This window comes from Micromonospora sp. NPDC048935 (genome assembly GCF_043197875.1).
Classification (GTDB): Bacteria; Actinomycetota; Actinomycetes; order Mycobacteriales; family Micromonosporaceae; genus Micromonospora.
Genome location: NZ_JBICTZ010000001.1, coordinates 598,348 through 614,952, shown reverse-complemented (window position 1 = coordinate 614,952; position 16,605 = coordinate 598,348). Strand labels below are relative to the sequence as shown.

Here is a 16,605-nt window from a genome sequence, read left to right as displayed (position 1 = left end):
GGCTAGCTGGGTGACGGGTACAGGGACCCGTACAACGAGGTGCCAGAAACCCCCGACCTGTCCTGTGCGGGAGAGTCGGGGGTTTCCCGTCGTTCCAGGCAGCCTCAGCGGGCTACTTGGCTGCCTTCATGTGCGAGACGAACGCGCCCCAGGTCACCGGAAGGAAGGCCAACGCGGGGCCCTCCTTATCCTTGCTGTCCCGAACAGCGACGACACCCGGGAGGTTGTCGGCAACCTCCACACAGTTTCCCTGTGCTCCGCTCCGGGTGCTCTTGCGCCAGGCCGCGCCGGTCAGATCAATCATGGTGCCTCTCCTTGATTCCCTGCATCAGCTTCCGGGATTCCTCAACGCTCAACGCCTGAGCGGTGAGGGCGTTCCAAACTTCCGCGTACGTCCTGACCTCTTCAACTCGATCCAGGTAGAGCGCACCCGAAAGACCCTCGTTGTAGACAGTCGTCGGCTCGGCGGACCTCGCCCCGTTCGTCGGAAAGTCGAGGATGACGAATCCGCCCGACACCACGACTTGAGTGATCGCGCCGTTCAGCGGCAGCACCCTGATGGACACATTGCGTGCATCACTAGCCCGCACAAGCTTGTCTATCTGCGCCGGCATACCGGGCACGTCTTTGTGTAGTAGAGCTTCCTCGAACAGCAGCCCGTGCACCGACAGGACGTGCCGGGCTGGGATCCTCAGCACGGGAACTCGATCCATTGGGAACAGACGGTTTTCGCTGCCGGCCCGGTCGCACAACCGAGGGCTGGACGACCTGAAGACACGACCGAGCGGGACAAGTCGTGATGCCGGAGGAGTGGCGGCCCGAGCCTCCATTCCCGGTGATCATGGCCGGCTATGTCGTCGACTTCCACCATCGAAACACTGCACCAAGTGCGACAACCCCGAGGGTTGCCCTCGGCTGAAAGAGACCGGGGAAACGCTGCGGACGTGGCGGGACAGGAAAGACCAATGACCCCCCGCGCCGGTGACGTACTCCGGATAACCCGGGCCTGTTCCGTTCAGTTCCTGCACCCGTTCCGGTTCCGGGTCATCCGTGTGCTCGACTGGCACACCTACGACCGTGATCGTCCAGCCTGCTGCCCGGCCACGACGGCCGCGCTAGCCAGCGCGCGTAGCCGCACCGAGCGTCGCCGGCTCAGGCGATCTCGTCGTCGGGCTTGCGCTTGGCGCGGCTGGGTTGCACCCGCTTGGGCTCGCCGGGCATCTTCGGGTGGTCCGGTGGGTACGGCAGGTCGCCCTGGCCGGCGGCGGCGTCGCGGTCGGCCCACTCCAACAGCGGGGTGATGTCCCACGGGGCGTCGTCGATGCCGGCGTGCGGGTCGCCGCGCTCGGCGAGCCGGGCCGGCACGGTGCGCAGGTCGAAATCGTCCGGGTCGACGTCGGGCAGCTCGTCCCAGGTGACCGGCGTGGAGACGGTGGCCCGCGCGTTGGCCCGCAGCGAGTACGCGCAGGCGATCGTCCGGTCCCGGGCCATCTGGTTGAAGTCGACGAAGACCCGACTGCCGCGCTCCTCCTTCCACCAGGCGGTGGTGACCAGGTCGGGGTTGCGGCGCTCCACCTCCCGGGCGAGCGCGATGGTGGCCCGGCGCACCTCGGTGAACGTCCAGCGGGGCTGGATGCGCAGGTAGACGTGCACGCCGCGACCGCCGGACGTTTTCGGCCAACCGGTCACGCCCAGCTCGTCGAGGAGCGCGCGGACCTGCGCGGCGGCCCGCGCCGCGTCGGCGAAGTCGGTGCCGGGCTGCGGGTCGAGGTCGATGCGTAGCTCGTCGGGTCGGTCGACGTCGGCGGCGCGCACCGGCCAGGGGTGCAGGACGATCGTGCCCATCTGCGCCGCCCAGGCCACGTGCGCCAGATCGGCCGGGCACAGCTCCGCCGCGCTGCGACCGCTGGGGAAGGTGATCTGGGCGGTCGTCACCCAGGGTGGCACCCCTCGGGTGGGCACCCGCTTCTGGAAGAACGCCTCACCCTCGACGCCCTCGGGGAAGCGTTGCAGCGTGGTGGGCCGCTCCCGCAGGGCCCGCATGATCCCGTCGCCCACCGCGAGGTAGTAGTGGAAGACGTCCGCCTTGGTGAAGCCCCGCTGGGGGAAGATCACCCGGTCGGGACTGCTCAGTCGTACGGTGTGCCCGGCCACCTCGACCTCGGTGACCGCTGCCTTGGTGCCCGCCATCTCGCGACCTTATGCCACACCCCCGACGTTCGACGTACCGTTGACGGGTGAGTCTTGACGACAACGAGCTGCCCCGCACCGAAGACGAGTGGCGGGTCCGGTTGACCCCCGAGGAGTTCCACGTCCTGCGGGAGGCCGGCACCGAACGCCCCTGGGTCGGCGAGTACGTGGACACGAAGACCCAGGGTGTCTACCACTGCCGCGCCTGCGGGCTTGAGCTCTTTTCCAGCGACACCAAGTTCGACTCGCACTGCGGGTGGCCGAGTTTCGACGATGCCATCCCGGGCCGGGTGAAGGAGATCGAGGACCGCAGCCTCGGCATGGCCCGCACCGAGATCCGCTGCGCCCGCTGCGACAGCCACCTCGGGCACGTGTTCCACGGGGAGGGTTTCACCCCGAAGGACACCCGGCACTGCGTCAACTCGATCTCGGTCCGCCTGGAACCCCGCTGACCTGAGCTTCGTACCCCCCCGAGCAGGTCGACCTCGGCGGTCCGGGACTGTTCGATCCGCCGGGCCAGGTCGCGGACCTGCGCGTTTCGGCCGACACCGACCTGGGCCCGGGCCAGGTCGGCGGCGGCCCGCTGGTGGTCGGCGAGCACGTCGCGCAGCACCCGGTCGACGTCCGCGGCGGGCGCGGTCCGCAGCCGGTCGAGCGCGGCGTCGTCGCCGTGACCCTCGTGCTGGTGTACGCCCGCGCCGGCCCCCGGGCCGGCGGTGGGCAGCCAGCCGCGCATCGCGGCCAGTTCGTCGGCCTCGGTCGCCTCGATGGCGGCGGCCAGGGTCCGCAGCGCCTCGTCGCGCACCCGGCCCCGGGCCAGCGCGACGATCTGTAGCGTGCGTTCGCTGTGCCCGACCATCATGCCCAGGAAGACCACGTCGATCCCGCTCATCGCGTCCGGCGCGACCGCGGACCCGGTGCCCCCGGCCGCGGCCGGTCCGGCCGGGGACGCGGGTGCCGGTTGCGGCACGACCGGCGGGCTCGACGGGTGCGACCCGCCGCAGCCGCCGGCGAGCAGCAGCGCGGCGACGAGGGACACCAGACGGGTACGACGGGGCATGCCGGGTGCTCCGTTCACGCGGGACGGCGACACGGGTGCGACAGGTGGCCGCACCCGTGGGGTCAGACCTGTTGCCAGAGCGCCGGTACGTTCGGCGGCTCCCAGCCGGGGATCGCCGTGTGCGCCTGCCGGCAGCGGTACGTCTGTCCGCCGTAGGTGACCTGGTCGCCGACCTGGTACGTTCGGCCCGTCGTCCAACTGCCGCCCGGGGCGGGCGTGCTGGTCGGCGCGGTGGTTGGCGTGGTGGTCGGGGTGGGCCGTGGGGTGGGTGTGGCGCTCGGCGTGGGGCTCGGGTTCGACCCGCCGCCGATCTGCACGTCGACGCAGGAGTAGAAGGCGTTCGCGGTGTCGGAGATGTTCCACACCGCGAGGATCTTCTGCCGCCCGGAGAAGCCGCCGAGATTCACCGTGTGTGAGACGGTCGCCCCCGGCTGCTGGCCGTTGCCGTTGACCACGCCGACCCGGGTGTTGCCGATCCAGTACTCCCAGTTGCTGGTGGCGTGGCGGGCGGTGTTCACCCAGGTGAAGGTCAGTGAACTGCCGACCGTGGTGGCCGGCCAGCCACGGCTGTCGTCGTTGAGGACGGCGAACTGGGCGATGTTGGCGTTGCAGGTGCGCAGGCCCTTGGGCCCCTCGACGCTCTGCGGCTCGTACTTGATCTGCCCGCAGTCGGGCACCCGGCCCTGCGCGCAGAGCGCCTGCCGGCTCGGCGGTGCGGAGACGTAGCCGTGCGCCTGCGCGGGAGCGGCGACGGTCAGGGTGGCGGCGACGGCACCGGCCGCCACCAGCGGGATGGTGATTCTTCGACGCATCGGGGCGGCTCCTTCTCCAGGGTCCGGTGGGGTGCCCCTCAACGTAATTTAAACATTGTTAACAGTAAAGACTCCGATCGATAAATCCATCGATGGTGGCGAGTTTTCTCCTCAGAGACGGAGCAGGCTGCCCCGGTCGTCGACCTGGTCGGCCGACTCGTCGTCCAACCAGACACCGCCGGCGGCGAGGTAGCGGAAGACGTACTCCCCCGGCGGGAGCTTCACGGTGACCGTCCGCATGCCGTCGCGGCGGATCACCAACTCGTGTCGGCCCGGCTCCCACCCGTTGAAGGAGCCGACGACGCTCACCGGGCCGGGCGGGGCGTCCCGGGGCAGGCAGAAGGTCACCCGGGTCTGGTTGCCGAAGAGCTTGTTGCGCTTGATCACTGTGACCCTCCGGGGGTTGCGGCGGTTCACCCGACACAACGGACAACACGCCGGAGCCGACACGCCGCCCGGGCCGCCAGAGAGCGGCATTTCGGTCCGCACACGTCCGGATTTCCGGCATTCTGGGGCGAAACGTCACAATGAGGGAGGTTGGTCATGGCCACCTGCGAGGTCTGCGGCAACGACTACTGGATGGCGTTCGAGGTGCACACCGTCAGCGGTGACGTGCACACCTTCGACTCCTTCGAGTGCGCGATCCACCGGATGGCCCCGATCTGCGAGCACTGCCAAGTCAAGATCGCTGGGCATGGCGTCGAGGTCAACGGCCGCTTCTTCTGCTGTGGGCACTGCGCCCGAGCGGTCGAGGGCGCCGAGGGTGCCGAGATCCGCGACGCCGTCGGCGCACGCCCCGCCTGACCGCCGCCGGCCGGAGGCCGCGCCCCACCCGGGCGCGATTCTGCGCTACGGTCGTCGCCATGCGGCCACCGCTGGGTGTTCTTCCCCCGCCGCGCTCCTGAACGGAGCGCCGCGCCTTCGCCGACCGGGTAATCGACCCGGCTCGGCCCCCTGCCGTACGCGCTCCGTCGACGTCGTCCCCGTCAACGGCTCACCCTTCGGAGCGCATCCGTGTCCCTCTCCCGTACCGTGCCGCCGGCCGCCCCGGCCACGACCGCCCGCCCGGCCCGCACCGGCCTGATCCAGATCACCGTCACCGGCGTGCTGTGGGGCACCACCGGCGTGGCGGTGCAACTCCTGCGTGACAGCACCGGGCTCAGCCCGGTGAGCATCGGTTTCCACCGACTCGCGATCGCCGTGCTCGTGCTGCTGGCGTGCACCGCCGGTCGGCTCGGCACGATCCTGTCCGCCCTGCGCGCGGCACCCGTACCGCTGCTGCTCACCGGCATCGGCCTCGGCCTCTACCAGGCGCTCTACTTCGCGGCCGTGGCCTGGGCCGGCGTCAGCGTCGCCACCGTCGTCAGCCTGGGCCTGGCCCCGGTGCTCGCCGCGACCTGGGAGTCGGTGCGCGCCCGACGGATCCCCGGCCCGCTGCGCCTCGGCACGCTCGTCACGGCCGTGGCCGGCCTCGCCCTGATCACCGGCGCCACGGCAGACCCCAGCGTGGCGGCGCCCGCCCCACTGCTCGGCCTGCTCGCCGCGGCCGGCTCCGGCCTGGGGTACGCGGTGACCACCCTGATCAGCCGGGAGGTGTCGCAGCGCACCGCGCCGATGACGTTGACCACCATCTCCACGGTGGTCGGTGCGTTGACCCTGGCGCCGTTCGCCCTGGTCGCCGGGGCCAGCGTGCCGGTACGCCTGGACACCGTGGCACTGCTGCTGCACCTCGGCGTGGTCACCACCGCGGTGGCGTACGCGTTGTTCTACGCCGGCCTGCGCACGACCCCGGGCAGCGTCGCCGCCGTGCTGACCCTGCTCGAACCGCTCACCGCCGCGGCACTGGCGGTGGCCCTGCTGCACGAGCCGGTCCCGCTGCCGGTCAGCGTCGGCGGTGTCCTGCTGCTCACCGCCGTGGCCGCCACCTACCTCGCACCCGACCGGGACGACACCAGGTAGACCGGCCCGACCTACCATCGGTGGATGCCCCAGCAGACCACCGAGATCCGGACGGCGTCCTTCGCCGACCTGAACGTCCGCACCTTCCACGACCTGCTCAAACTGCGCATCGACGTGTTCGTGGTCGAGCAGGACTGCCCGTACCCGGAACTCGACGGACGCGACGTGGAGCCGGGCACCCGGCATCTCTGGCTCACCGACGGCGGCGCGCCGCTGGCGTACCTGCGAATCCTGGCCGATCCGGACGGCGCCGCCCGGATCGGTCGGGTGGTGGTGGCCCCGGCGGCGCGCGGCGGCGGACACGCCGGCCGGCTGATGACCGCGGCACTGGAGGTGGTGGGCAACCGGCCCTGCGTGCTGGACGCCCAGTCGCACCTGGTCGCGTTCTACACCCGGCACGGCTTCGCGGTAAGCGGCCCGGAGTACGTCGAGGACGGCATCCCCCACACCCCGATGCGGCGCGAGGCCATTGACGGCTGACGATCAGCCTGGCATCGTTCGGGGTGAGCCAGCGAGTGGGCACGGGAGTGGGCAGCTCCCGTCGATCCGGGTGCCGTCGTCCGACCGACCTCATCCCCCCGGGGGCTCCATGTCCACTCTCACCCGATCTCGACGCGTGCTCTGGTTGTTCGCCATCGTGGCGACCAGCACGCTTCTGTTGACGACCGCGATAAACACCATGCAGTCCCAGCCCGCCTCCGCGCACGGGTCGGTCGTCGACCCGGCCTCGCGCAACTACAGCTGTTGGCAACGGTGGGGCGCCGAGTTCCAGAACCCCCGGATGGCCACCGAGGACCCGATGTGCTGGCAGGCCTGGCAGGCCGACCCGCAGGCCATGTGGAACTGGAACGGCCTGTTCCGTGAGGGTGTGGGCGGCAACCACCAGGCCGCCGTCCCCAACGGCCAGCTGTGCAGCGGCGGTCGCACCCAGAACGGTCGCTACAACGCGCTGGACACCATCGGCGCGTGGAAGACCACAGCGGTGTCGAACAACTTCCGGCTTCGCTTCTTCGACGGGGCCAGTCACGGCGCCGACTACATCCGGGTGTACGTGACCAAGCAGGGCTTCGACGCGCTCACCGAGCCGCTCGGCTGGGACGACCTGGAGTTGGCCGGTCAGATCGGCAACACCCCGGCCTCGCAGTGGAACCCGGACACCGGTGGCGTCTCCATCCAGATCCCGGTGAACGCGCCCGGGCGCACCGGACGGCACATCGTCTACACCGTCTGGCAGGCCAGCCACTTCGACCAGTCGTACTACCTGTGCAGCGACGTCACCTTCGGCGGAGGCACGAGCACCCCGCCGCCGACCACGCCGCCGCCGACGACCCCGCCGCCCACCACACCCCCACCGACCACGCCGCCGCCGAACACCAGCACGCCACCGCCGGCCGGGGCCTGCACGGCGACGTACCAGGTCACCAGCCAGTGGGCCGGCGGCTTCCAGGCCGAGGTGAAGGTCAGCGCGGGCGGCTCGCCCACCAAGGGCTGGTCGGTGAGCTGGAACTACAACAACGGCCAGCAGGTCACCTCGTCGTGGAACGCCACGGTCAGCACCAACGGCTCGCTGGTCACCGCACGCAACGTCAACCACAACGGCACACTCGCCGCCGGCGCGAGCACCACGTTCGGTTTCCTCGGCTCGTGGAACGGCAGCAACCCGGTTCCGCTGGTCTCCTGCACGTCGACCAGTTGACCTCCGTCCGGTGCCGCACCCGGGCGGGGGTGCGGCACCGGCCGGCGGGCGGCGGGGGTCAGACCAGGCAGTTGACGATCTCGGCGACCGAGCGGCGGCGGCCCGTGTAGAAGGGGACCTCCTCGCGGACGTGCCGGCGGGCGCCGGAGGCGCGCAGATCCCGCATCAGGTCCACGATCCGGTGCAGCTCGTCGGCCTCGAAGGCGAGCATCCACTCGTAGTCACCAAGCGCGAACGAGGCGACGGTGTTGGCGCGGACGTCCGGGTAGCCGCGGGCCATCTTGCCGTGCTCGGCCAGCATCTCCCTCCGCTCGGCGTCGGGCAGCAGATACCACTCGTAGGAGCGGACGAACGGGTACACGCAGATGTAGGGGCGGGCCTCCTCGCCGGCCAGGAACGCCGGGATGTGGCTCTTGTTGAACTCGGCCGGCCGGTGCAGCGCCATCTGCGACCAGACCGGGGTCAGCGCCCGGCCCAGCGTGGTGCGGCGGAACCGCAGGTACGCGTCCTGGAGCGCGTCGGGGGACGCGGAGTGCCACCAGATCATCACGTCCGCGTCGGCGCGCAGACCGGAGACGTCGTACACGCCCCGGACCACCACGTCCTTGCCGGCCAGCTCGTCGAAGAGGGCCACGACCTCGCCGGTGACGTTGTCCCGCAGGGACGGCAGCGGGGCGCTGGCCCGGAACACCGACCACATCGTGTAGCGGATGCTGTCGTTGAGCTCCCGCAGGCGGGCCGCGTTGGTCTGCTCGGTCATCTCGCCGATCCTCCCAGTGCTGTGATGATCTCGTCGGCCGCCGTCTCGCCGGAGCGGACGCAGACCGGGATACCGACGCCGTCGTAACCGGCGCCGGCGAGGGTGACTGTGGGGTGCGCGGCCCGCAACGCCGCCCGCGCGGCGGCGAGCCGGTCGGCGTGCCCCGGGGCGTACTGCGGCAGCGCACCGCCCCACCGCTGCACGTGCCCGTCGACCGGGGCGGGCAGCGGGGTGCCGAGCACCGCCGACAGCTCCCGGTGCACGGTGGCCGCCAGGTCCGCGTCGGGGCGTTGCAGGTGCGCCTCCTCGCCGTAGCGGCCCACCGAGGCGCGTACCAACGCCAACCCGTCCGGCCGGCGCAGGTGCCCCCACTTGGTGGTGAAGAAGGTCGCCGCCTTGATCAACAAACCCTCGGTGCTGGGCACCAGGAAGCCGGACAACTCAGGCAGGTGTGGTTGGGGCAGCGCCAGGGTCACGAGCGCGACGCTCGCGTAGTCCAGCGCACCGACGCCCGTCGCGACCGCCGGGGCCGGGTCGGCGAGCAGCCGGGCCGCCGGTCGCGCCGGCACCGCCAGCACCACGGCGTCCACGTCGACGAGCGCGGGATCGCGGGTCGGGCCAACGGTGAGCCGCCAGCCCGTGCCGGCCGGGGTCAGCTCGCGGACGGCGGCGTTTCGCCGGACCGTCGCACCGCTGGCCGTCGTCGCCGCCTCGACCAGGGTGGTGAGCCCACCGACCAGCGTGCCGAAGACCGGGGTGCCGGGAGCACGCGGCGCGGCGGCCTGCGCGGCCCGGACCGCGCCGGTCAGGGTGTGCTCCACCCGGGCCGCGCGGGCCAGCGCCGGCATCGTCGTGACCAGCGAGAGATCGTCGGCGCGGCCCGCGTACACGCCACCCAGCATCGGGTCGACGAGTCGCTCGACCACCTCGTCACCGAAGCGGGACCGGACCAACGCGCCCACCGAGACGTCCGCGTCCGGCCCGACAAGCGGCCGCCCGTCGTCGGGGTCGGCGTCCGCGACCGGCCGGGCGACAGACGTCACCCGGGCCAGATCCCCGGGTACGCCCACCAGCGTGCCGCCCGGGATGGGGCGCAGCCCAGCGTCGATCACCAGCGCGGCCTGCCCCACCGTCGGGTGCACGATCTTGTCGGCCAACCCGAGTCGCCGGATCAGGGCCACCGCCGCGGACTCACCCCCGGCCGGGTCGCGCAGCAGGAACGACTCGGCGCCGAACTCCACCGGCTGGCCGGCCAACTCCCCGGTACGCAGCTTGCCGCCCAGTGCGCCGGACTGCTCGTACACCGTGATCTCGGTGCCGGCCGGCGCGCGTTCGCGCAACCGGACCGCGGCGGCCAGCCCGGCGATCCCGCCGCCGACCACCGCCACCCGCCAGGGCTGCCGCATTGCCGCCTCAGCCCTGGTCGGCCCGGCGGCTGGACAGCTCGTGCACCAGCGCGACCACCCGGGTCAGCACCTCCGGGTCGGTCTCCGGCAGCACACCGTGGCCGAGGTTGAACACGTGCCCGGGGGCCGCGCGGCCCTGCTCCAGGATGCGGCGCACCTCGGCCTCCACCACCGGCCATGGCGCGAGCAACACTGTCGGGTCCAGGTTGCCCTGCACCGCCCGGTCCGGGCCGATCCGCTGGGTGGCCACGTCCAGCGGGGTACGCCAGTCGACGCCGACCACGTCCGCGCCGGCCTCGCCCATCGCGCCGAGCAGCTCGGCGGTGCCCACCCCGAAGTGGATCCGCGGCACCCCGGCGTGGACCAGCCCGCCCAGCACCGCCGTCGAGTGCGGCAGCACGTAACGGCGGTAGTCCGCCTCGGAGAGCGCGCCGGCCCACGAGTCGAACAGTTGCACGGCGGAGACCCCGGCCTCGATCTGCACCCGCAGGAAGGCAAGCGTCACCTCGGCCAGCCGGCCGCAGAGCGCGTGCCACAGCTCGGGGTTGCCGTACATCAGGGCCTTGGTCTTCGCGTGGGTGCGCGACGGCCCGCCCTCGACCAGGTAGCTGGCCAGGGTGAACGGCGCACCGGCGAAACCGATGAGTGGGGTGTCGCCCAGCTCGACGACCAACTGCCGGACGGCCTCGTCCACGTACGGGACGTCGTCGCGGGTGATCGGGCGGATCCGCTGGACGTCGGCGGCGGTGCGGATCGGCTCGGCGACCACCGGGCCGGTGCCCGGCACGATGTCCAGGTCGACGCCGGCCGCGGCGACCGGCACCACGATGTCGCTGAACAGGATGGCCGCGTCCACTCCGTGCCGGCGCACCGGCTGGAGCGTGATCTCGGTGACCAGCTCCGGGCGGCGGCAGGACTCCAGCATCGGCACCGTCGCCCGGATCTCCCGGTATTCCGGCAGCGAGCGGCCGGCCTGGCGCATGAACCAGACCGGGGTGTGCGGGCCGGGCCGTCGTCGGCAGGCCCTGACGAAGGGCGAGTCGGCTGGTCCGCCGGGGCGGGGGTCTCCGTCTCGGGCGACAGAGCCCGTGGTGTCCGTGGTCATCGCCGCAATCGTGCCACGCCCACCACCCCCACCCCACCTGGGGTGAAAGGACGAGCGACTTCCCCGTGGGTCCCGGTGGGGCACGGGTGTCGGCGCGCCGTCGAAGCCGGGGACCGACTGCGGCATAGGCTGCCGACATGGCCCCCCCGATCGCGCTCCCGGAGACGTTCGCCCGCGCGGTCGCCGGGCTGCGATCGGCGACCCCCCGGCCGGAGATCGCGCTGGAGGAGGTCGGTGCCCCCCAGCGGTTGGCGCCGTACGCGTTCGCGCTCTCCGCGACGGTCCTGCGCGACGGCGACGAGGTGGCGACCGGCCGGTTGATCCTGCTGCACGACCCGGTCGGCCACGAGGCGTGGCAGGGCACCCTGCGGTTGGTCACCTACGTGACCGCCGAGTTGGAGGTCGACCTGGCCGCCGACCCGCTGCTGCCCGGCGTCGGCTGGACGTGGCTGACCGACGCGCTGGACGCCCAGGACGCCGGCCACCGGGCGATCGGTGGGACGGTGACGCAGACCATGTCGACCCGGTTCGGTGACCTGGCCGGCCCACCGACAGTGGGCGACATCGAGATCCGCGCCTCCTGGACGCCTGTCGACGACGAGCTGACCCCGCACCTGCTCGGCTGGTGCGCCCTGCTCGCCTCCACCGCCGGCCTCCCCCCACCCGGCGTCACCGCGCTCTCCGACCGCCGCCCCGCCGGCGCGGCCTGATGGCCGGCGCCCGCACGGACACTTCGCGGACACCTGACCGACACGCGCCGGACCGGCTGCACACGCCGGATCATCGCGCGCACTAGGGTTGGCAGGTGACCGACGAACCACCCCTGCGCCGTCGGCCCACCGAAGCACTCCCGGGAACCGCACCCCAGCAACCGCCGTCGGCCCAGCCGCAGCCGGCGGGCGACGGGGTCGACCCGACCGACGGTGGGCCCGTTCCGCTTACCGCACCGCGTGACGGCACCCCCGAGCCGGTGGCCACTCCGGCCGAGCTCGCCGAGGTCGTGGCCCGCTTCGCGGCGGGCAGCGGCCCCGTCGCCCTGGACGCCGAACGCGCCTCCGGCTACCGCTACAGCCAGCGCGCGTACCTGGTGCAACTGCGCCGGGCCGGTGCGGGCACGGCGCTGATCGACCCGCTGCCGCTGCCGGACCTCAGTGCGCTGGACGCGGCGATCGGGGATGCCGAGTGGGTGCTGCACGCGGCCAGCCAGGATCTGCCCTGCCTGGCCGAGGTGGGGTTGCGCCCGCGCCGGTTGTTCGACACGGAACTGGCCGCCCGGCTGGCGGGGTTCGAGCGGGTCGGGCTGGCCGCGCTGACCGAGCAGTTGCTCGGGTTCACCCTGGAGAAGCACCACTCGGCCGCCGACTGGTCGAGCCGACCGCTGCCCGAGTCGTGGCTGACCTACGCCGCTCTCGACGTGGAGATGCTCACCGACCTCCGCGACGCACTGGACGCCGAGCTGACCCGGCAGGGCAAGTCGGCCTGGGCCGCGGAGGAGTTCGCCGCGCTGGTCCGCACCGGCGCGCGCCCGCCGCGGGTCCGCGCGGAGCCCTGGCGGCGCACCTCCGGCATCCACCGGCTGCGCGGGGCGCGGGCCCAGGCCCGGGTCCGCTCGATGTGGTACGCCCGGGACCAGATCGCGGCCCGGCGGGACGCCGCGCCCGGTCGGGTGCTGCCCGACTCGGCGATCATCGCCGCGGCCGAGTTGGACCCGAAGGACGAGAAGACCCTGCTGACCCTGCCCGGTTTCGGCGGTCGGTCGGTCCGGCGGTTGGCCCGCACCTGGCTCGCCGCGCTCGACGACGCCCGACAGTTGCCGGACGACTCGCTGCCGGTCTCCCCGACCGTGGAGGGCCCGCCACCTCCGCACCGTTGGGCCGAACGGGATCCGGTGGCGGCTGGCCGGCTGGCCCGGTGCCGGGAGGTGGTGATCCGCATCTCCGGTGAGCACAACCTGCCGCCGGAAAACCTGATCACCCCGGATTCGATCCGCCGACTGGCCTGGACCCCGCCGGAGGAGCTCACCGAGGACGCGGTCGCGGAAACCCTGCGCGGCCTCAACGCCCGCGAATGGCAGATCGGCCTCCTGACCCCCGACCTAACCGAAGCCCTCAACCCCACCCCCTGACCCCGCTTTGGTTGATCATGAGGTTGACGGGCTTTGTGGAGATCCACAGTCCGGCCAACCTCATGATCACAAGAGCAGGGACGGGCGGGGTGTGGGGTGGGCCACAGGCGGGGGTCGACGCGGGATGGTTACTGGCGAGTAGCATTCGGGGGAACGTGCCCGTGTCGGCGACCCTTGTCCGGTCCGACGTGCCGCTTTGCACGAAGGCCGCATCACGGTCGAATAGGAGGCTCAAGTGCCCCGTGAAGTTCGGGATGTCGTCTTTGTCGACGGTGTCCGTACCCCGTTCGGCAAGGCGGGTGGCATGTACGCCAACACCCGCGCCGACGACCTGGTGATCCGCTGCATCCGTGAGCTGCTGCGGCGCAACCCGCAGCTTCCTCCGGAGCGGGTCGAGGAGGTCGCCGTCGCGGCCACCACCCAGATCGGCGACCAGGGCCTGACCATCGGCCGCACCGCCGCCCTGCTGGCCGGTCTGCCCAAGACCGTTCCCGGCTTCGCCATCGACCGGATGTGCGCCGGTGCGATGACCGCGGTCACCACCGTGGCCAGCGGCATCGCCATGGGCGCGTACGACGTCGCCATCGCCGGTGGCGTCGAGCACATGGGACACCACCCGATGGGTGAGGGTGTCGACCCCAACCCGCGCATCATCGCGGAGAAGCTTGTCGACCCGTCGGCGCTGGTCATGGGTGCCACCGCGGAGAACCTGCACGACCGGGTCCCGCACATCACCAAGGCGCGTACCGACGCGTTCGCGCTCGCCTCGCAGCAGAAGACCGCGAAGGCGTACGCCAACGGCAAGCTCCAGGACGACCTGGTGCCGATGTCCATCCGGGACGCGGAGGGCGGTTGGGGTCTGGCCACCGTGGACGAGGCCCCACGGGACACCTCGCTGGAGAAGCTCGCCACCCTGAAGACCCCGTTCCGCCCGCACGGCAAGGTCACCGCAGGCAACGCGGCCGGCCTCAACGACGGTGCCACCGCGAGCCTGCTCGCCGACGAGGCCACCGCCCGCGAGCTGGGCCTGCCGATCGCCATGCGGCTGGTGTCGTTCGGCTTCGTCGGCGTGGAGCCGGAGGTGATGGGCATCGGCCCGATCCCGTCCACGGAGAAGGCGCTGCGCCTCGCCGGGCTCAGCATCGACGACATCGGCCTGTTCGAGCTGAACGAGGCGTTCGCCGTGCAGGTGCTCGCCTTCCTCGACCACTTCGGCATCGCCGACGACGACCCCCGGGTCAACCCGTGGGGCGGCGCGATCGCCATCGGCCACCCCCTCGCGTCGTCGGGTGTGCGGCTGATGACCCAGCTCGCCCGGCAGTTCGCCGAGCACCCCGAGGTCCGCTACGGCGTCACCGCGATGTGCATCGGCATCGGTATGGGCGGCACGGTCATCTGGGAGAACCCGCACTGGACGGAGGGCGACAAGTGAAGGCACCGAACGAGGTCGTCACCAAGGCGCTGCTGCGCTCGGTGAACGTGCCCGGGCTGGACCGGCCCGCCGCCCTGATCACCCTGGACAACGGCTTCGACCACACCAAGCCGAACACCTTCGGCCCGGGCGGACTGGCCAGCCTGGACGAGGCGATCACCGCCGCGCTCGCCGCCGACCCGGCGTTCATCGCGGTCACCGGCAAGCCGTACGTCTTCTGCGTGGGCGCGGACATCCTGGGCCTGCCACAGCTCGCCGACCGCGCGCAGGCGCTGGAGATCGGCCGCCTCGGCCACCGGGTCTTCGCCCGGCTGAAGGACAGCACGGTCCCCACCTTCGCGTTCGTCAACGGCGCGGCGATGGGCGGCGGCCTGGAGTTGGCGCTGCACTGCCACTACCGGACGCTCTCCGGTGGTGCGGCGGCCCTCGCGCTGCCCGAGGTCTCCCTCGGCCTGGTGCCCGGCTGGGGCGGCACCCAACTGCTACCGAACCTGATCGGCATCCCCGCCGCGACCCAGGTGATCATCCAGAACCCGCTGATGCAGAACAAGATGCTCAAGCCGAAGCAGGCCGCCGAGCTGGGCATCGCGGACATCCTGCTGGAGCCTGCCGACTTCCTGGAGCGTTCCCTGGAGTGGGCGGCCGACGTGGTGCGCGGTCGGGTGACGGTCACCCGACCCGAGGTCGACAAGGACATGTGGGCGGGCGTGCTCTACTTCGCCCGGGAGACGCTGAACCAGCGGTTGCACGGCGCGGTCCCGGCCGCGTACAAGGCACTGGATCTGCTGGAGACGGCCAAGGACGGCGACTTCGCCGCCGGCACCGCCGCCGAGGACGAGGCCCTCGCGGACCTGGTCTTCTCCGAGGAACTGCGCAGCGGCCTGTACGCCTTCGACCTGGTGCAGCGGCGGGCCAAGCGGCCGGCCGGCGCACCGGACAAGGGCCTGGCCCGCACGATCACCAAGGTCGGCATCGTCGGCGCCGGCCTGATGGCCAGCCAGTTGGCGCTGCTGTTCGCCCGCCGCCTCCAGGTGCCGGTCGTCATGAGCGACCTGGACCAGTCCCGGGTGGACAAGGGCGTCGGCTACGTGCACACCCAGATCGAGAAGGCCGTCACCAAGGGCCGGATGGACAAGGGCACCGCCGCCAAGCTGTACGGCCTGGTCAGCGGCACTGTCGACAAGAGCGCCTTCGCCGACGCCGACTTCGTCATCGAGGCGGTATTCGAGGACCTGGGCGTCAAGAAGCAGGTCTGGGCCGAACTGGAGAAGATCGTCTCCCCGGAGGCGGTGCTCGCCACCAACACCAGCTCGCTGTCGATCACCGAGATGGCCGCCGAGTTGGAGCACCCGGAGCGGGTCGTCGGCTTCCACTTCTTCAACCCGGTGGCGGTGCTGCCGCTGCTGGAGATCGTCCGGGGCGAGCGCACCGACGATGCCACCCTGGCCACCGCGTTCGCGGTCGGCAAGCAGCTCAAGAAGTCGAGCGTGCTGGTCAAGGACGCCCCGGCGTTCGTGGTGAACCGGCTGCTCACCCGTTTCCTGGGCACCGTCTTCGCCGCCGTGGACGCCGGCACCCCGCTCGACGTGGCGAACAGCGCGCTGGACCCGCTGGGCCTGCCGATGCGCCCGCTCGCCCTGCTCCAGCTGGTCGGGCCAGCCGTCGCGTACCACGTGGGTGGCACCCTGCACGCGGCGTACCCGGACCGGTTCGGCGTGAGCGACAACCTCAGGCGGATCGCCGACTCGGGTCGGCCGATCGTGGTCGACGACCAGGTCAACGACGAGGTGGCCAGGCTGCTCGTCGTCGGTGACCAGCCGCTGACCGCCGAGCAGGTACGCCAGAACGCGCTCGACGCGCTCGCGCAGGAGATCCGGCTGATGCTGGACGAGGGCGTGGTCGCCGAGGCGCAGGACATCGACCTGTGCATGATCCTGGGCGCCGGATGGCCGTTCCACCTGGGTGGCGTGACGCCGTACCTGGATCGGACCGGCACCTCCGAGCGGGTCACCGGTCAGCGGTTCCTGCCGCGCGGGGCGGCGAGCCTGCCCGCCTGAGCG

General features: G+C 71.9%; 16 protein-coding genes and 2 pseudogenes. 9 read left to right on the top strand and 9 right to left on the bottom strand.

What is annotated here, in order from left to right; translation table 11 throughout:
* Positions 1-112: 112 nt before the first annotated feature.
* From ACGFIW_RS03250 to ligD, 3 genes and pseudogenes are all read right to left on the bottom strand, one after another.
* Positions 113-304 carry a DUF397 domain-containing protein gene (locus ACGFIW_RS03250; protein WP_393310684.1) on the bottom strand — a complete coding sequence of 64 codons (192 nt, stop codon included), beginning with the start codon at positions 302-304 and terminating at the stop codon, positions 113-115.
* Positions 297-686 (bottom strand): annotated as a pseudogene (locus tag ACGFIW_RS03245) (Scr1 family TA system antitoxin-like transcriptional regulator); the annotation flags it as partial. The gene ACGFIW_RS03250 and the pseudogene ACGFIW_RS03245, both read right to left, overlap by 8 nt.
* 466 nt (positions 687-1,152) lie before the next feature.
* Complete coding sequence (gene ligD / locus ACGFIW_RS03240; protein ID WP_393310683.1) at positions 1,153-2,190, bottom strand: non-homologous end-joining DNA ligase; 1,038 nt, start codon at positions 2,188-2,190, stop codon at positions 1,153-1,155.
* A gap of 47 nt (positions 2,191-2,237) precedes the next feature.
* Between ligD and msrB the strand changes: the two genes are divergently transcribed.
* Positions 2,238-2,642, top strand: coding sequence for a peptide-methionine (R)-S-oxide reductase MsrB (gene msrB / locus ACGFIW_RS03235; protein ID WP_357408085.1), 405 nt, complete (start codon positions 2,238-2,240; stop codon positions 2,640-2,642).
* 80 nt (positions 2,643-2,722) lie between these two features.
* Here msrB and ACGFIW_RS03230 read toward each other — a convergent pair.
* From ACGFIW_RS03230 to ACGFIW_RS03220, 3 genes and pseudogenes are all read right to left on the bottom strand, one after another.
* Positions 2,723-3,049: pseudogene (locus tag ACGFIW_RS03230) on the bottom strand (DUF305 domain-containing protein); the annotation flags it as partial.
* 263 nt (positions 3,050-3,312) lie between these two features.
* Entirely contained in the window at positions 3,313-4,062 is a 750-nt protein-coding gene (locus tag ACGFIW_RS03225; RefSeq protein WP_393310682.1) for a lytic polysaccharide monooxygenase, read from the bottom strand.
* Between the two features lie 111 nt (positions 4,063-4,173).
* Complete coding sequence (locus ACGFIW_RS03220; protein ID WP_393310681.1) at positions 4,174-4,449, bottom strand: isoamylase early set domain-containing protein; 276 nt, start codon at positions 4,447-4,449, stop codon at positions 4,174-4,176.
* A 156-nt stretch (positions 4,450-4,605) separates the two neighbouring features.
* On the opposite strand from ACGFIW_RS03220, the gene ACGFIW_RS03215 reads away from it, so the two are divergent.
* The 4 genes from ACGFIW_RS03215 to ACGFIW_RS03200 all read left to right on the top strand — a co-directional run bounded on the left by ACGFIW_RS03215 (position 4,606) and on the right by ACGFIW_RS03200 (position 7,717).
* Positions 4,606-4,866, top strand: coding sequence for a Prokaryotic metallothionein (locus tag ACGFIW_RS03215; RefSeq protein WP_393310680.1), 261 nt, complete (start codon positions 4,606-4,608; stop codon positions 4,864-4,866).
* Between the two features lie 210 nt (positions 4,867-5,076).
* Positions 5,077-6,021: a DMT family transporter gene (locus ACGFIW_RS03210; RefSeq protein ID WP_393310679.1), complete on the top strand. Its 945-nt coding sequence runs from the start codon at positions 5,077-5,079 to the stop codon at positions 6,019-6,021.
* A 24-nt stretch (positions 6,022-6,045) separates the two neighbouring features.
* Positions 6,046-6,501, top strand: a complete 456-nt coding sequence (locus tag ACGFIW_RS03205; RefSeq protein ID WP_393310678.1) for a GNAT family N-acetyltransferase — start codon at positions 6,046-6,048, stop codon at positions 6,499-6,501.
* A gap of 109 nt (positions 6,502-6,610) precedes the next feature.
* A complete protein-coding gene (locus ACGFIW_RS03200) occupies positions 6,611-7,717 on the top strand; it encodes a lytic polysaccharide monooxygenase (RefSeq protein ID WP_393310677.1) in 1,107 nt (368 codons plus the stop codon).
* Between the two features lie 58 nt (positions 7,718-7,775).
* Here the strand turns inward: ACGFIW_RS03200 and hemQ are convergent, their stop codons facing one another.
* Genes hemQ through hemE form a run of 3 tightly spaced genes read right to left on the bottom strand, consistent with a single transcriptional unit; the run spans position 7,776 to position 10,988 of the window.
* Positions 7,776-8,477 (bottom strand): hydrogen peroxide-dependent heme synthase, encoded by a 702-nt coding sequence (gene hemQ, locus ACGFIW_RS03195; RefSeq protein ID WP_393310676.1) that lies wholly within the window; start codon positions 8,475-8,477, stop codon positions 7,776-7,778.
* Positions 8,474-9,883, bottom strand: a complete 1,410-nt coding sequence (gene hemG / locus ACGFIW_RS03190; protein ID WP_393310675.1) for a protoporphyrinogen oxidase — start codon at positions 9,881-9,883, stop codon at positions 8,474-8,476. Before hemG ends, hemQ begins: the two co-directional genes overlap by 4 nt.
* Positions 9,884-9,890: 7 nt before the next feature.
* Positions 9,891-10,988 carry a uroporphyrinogen decarboxylase gene (gene hemE / locus ACGFIW_RS03185; RefSeq protein WP_393310674.1) on the bottom strand — a complete coding sequence of 366 codons (1,098 nt, stop codon included), beginning with the start codon at positions 10,986-10,988 and terminating at the stop codon, positions 9,891-9,893.
* A gap of 137 nt (positions 10,989-11,125) precedes the next feature.
* On the opposite strand from hemE, the gene ACGFIW_RS03180 reads away from it, so the two are divergent.
* The 4 genes from ACGFIW_RS03180 (at position 11,126) to ACGFIW_RS03165 (ending at position 16,602) form a co-directional block, all read left to right on the top strand.
* A complete protein-coding gene (locus ACGFIW_RS03180) occupies positions 11,126-11,698 on the top strand; it encodes a DUF3000 domain-containing protein (RefSeq protein WP_393310673.1) in 573 nt (190 codons plus the stop codon).
* A 95-nt stretch (positions 11,699-11,793) separates the two neighbouring features.
* Entirely contained in the window at positions 11,794-13,113 is a 1,320-nt protein-coding gene (locus ACGFIW_RS03175; RefSeq protein ID WP_393310672.1) for a ribonuclease D, read from the top strand.
* A gap of 235 nt (positions 13,114-13,348) precedes the next feature.
* Positions 13,349-14,545 (top strand): thiolase family protein, encoded by a 1,197-nt coding sequence (locus ACGFIW_RS03170; protein WP_393310671.1) that lies wholly within the window; start codon positions 13,349-13,351, stop codon positions 14,543-14,545.
* Positions 14,542-16,602, top strand: a complete 2,061-nt coding sequence (locus ACGFIW_RS03165; protein WP_393310670.1) for a 3-hydroxyacyl-CoA dehydrogenase NAD-binding domain-containing protein — start codon at positions 14,542-14,544, stop codon at positions 16,600-16,602. Before ACGFIW_RS03170 ends, ACGFIW_RS03165 begins: the two co-directional genes overlap by 4 nt.
* The last annotated feature ends 3 nt before the right edge of the window (positions 16,603-16,605 follow it).